Below are 1,654 nucleotides of genomic sequence, written 5' to 3'. Positions count from 1 at the left end.
GTCGGCAAGTTTGTTGAGCAGCGCATCGACCGTCCGTTTCCAAGCGAGGAAGAAGCCTGCAGGATGCTTGACATGCGCGTTTTCTGCGCCTGGATGGACAAGGACTGCGAGTTAGGAAGATATGAGGAGTTCATCAGGTCCGCCAGCGACAGGGAAGACTCTGAGGAGATTTTGGCCAGATGCAGGGAAGAGCTGTGTGGTGACCTGTATTGCTTGCGCGCAAGACGTCTTTCGGGCGAATTTCTGGTCATTCACAATACTGGTGACGCCTACTCATATACGCCGGGACTTTTTGAAGAAGAACTTGATTTGGACCTGGTCAAAAGACAGATTGATTCATTGGGACAGGAGGATCTGCTTGTCGGATGCCTGTTTGATTTGAATCGGCTGGTTACCGTGGCGGCACATCGCTGCTATCCTGAGCTGATTCAGTATGTGATTCAGCATCAGGAAGATTATGAGCAGTTCGTTAAGGAAAAATATTGTTGAAAACGTCAGGCCTGAACTCAATCAGATGAGCTTAGGCTTTTAATTTTGGAATCAATGCATGATTTTGACAGGAGGAATTGCCATGGCTGGAAAAACCGGCAATATTCTTGCGCTTTATGATGTGCTTTACAGATACACGGATGAGGATCATCCGCTGACGATGCGCGAGATTCAGGACGAAATGGTCGAGATGGGATATAACTGCAGCGAAGATACGATTCTCAGACACATGCGCCTTTTCAGGGAATGGAACATTGACGTTGAAGGAAGCATGGGCAGAAATGCCAGGTATTATCTTGGCAACCGGCTGCTCAGAAAAGAGGAACTCAAATTGATTGTTGATGCAATCAACGCCTCAAATTTCATCGGCAGGGAAATTGCGGACGAAATGGTTCAGAAGCTGAAGGAATTACTGAGCGAAAACCAGCGCGACTATCTTGACCGCAACGTTTTGGGGATGGTCAACAACAAGACGGAAAATCAAAAGATTCTGGACAACGTGGACAAGATTCAGGAAGCCTGCGATAAAAAAGTGCCAATCAGTTTTACCTACATGAAGTGGAATAAGGATTTGAAACTCGTCCCTAAAAGTGACAAGGCGGAAATCGTCAATCCGTGGAGTCTGATCTGGGCGGATGACCGCTACTATCTTTATGCAATCAAAAATCAATGCGGAAGACTGGTCGAGCGGCATTATCGCGTTGACAAAATGACCGACATCAAGCTGTTGAAGGATCGAGCTCGCGAGGGAATGGTCAAGGTGCGCGAAATTTGTCCCAATACTTACGTTTCAAGAAGGATGGGCATGTTTACCGGAGAAGAACAGAAAATCACCGTTGCGGCAAATGAGGAAATGGTCGGACCGATTATCGATCAGTTCGGAAAAAACATCAAGGTTTGCGACAACCCTGAAAAGACTGACAGAAGCAACGAACTTCTGATCGAGTTTTATGCTGTTCCCTCAATCATTTTACTGGGATGGCTCGTTGGTCTTGGCAACGTTGAAGTAATCGGTCCGAAAGAGGTCAGGGAAGACATGGTCAATCTGCTCAAAAAAGCGTCTGACAGGTATGATCGGCAGAAATGACGCTGTGAAATTTACTATGGAAAACGAAGGCCTGCATGGGATTCGGGAATTGTCGAAGAGCAGTTAGCTCTGAGTGTG

The 1,654-nt window shown here is 46.8% G+C and carries 2 protein-coding genes; both read left to right on the top strand.

Annotated features, from left to right (window positions below):
• Positions 1–489 (top strand): hypothetical protein (locus V7Z60_RS10095; RefSeq protein WP_334117676.1); only part of this gene is annotated, 489 nt, incomplete at its 5' end.
• An 82-nt stretch (positions 490–571) separates the two neighbouring features.
• Positions 572–1,576 (top strand): helix-turn-helix transcriptional regulator, encoded by a 1,005-nt coding sequence (locus V7Z60_RS10090; RefSeq protein ID WP_334117675.1) that lies wholly within the window; start codon positions 572–574, stop codon positions 1,574–1,576.
• Positions 1,577–1,654 lie beyond the last annotated feature (78 nt).

Origin of the sequence: Ligilactobacillus sp. (genome assembly GCF_036846325.1) — a bacterium.
In the GTDB taxonomy this organism is placed as follows: domain Bacteria; phylum Bacillota; class Bacilli; order Lactobacillales; family Lactobacillaceae; genus Ligilactobacillus.
Note: the sequence above shows the minus strand (reverse complement) of the source record. Positions and strands in the feature narration are given on the sequence as shown.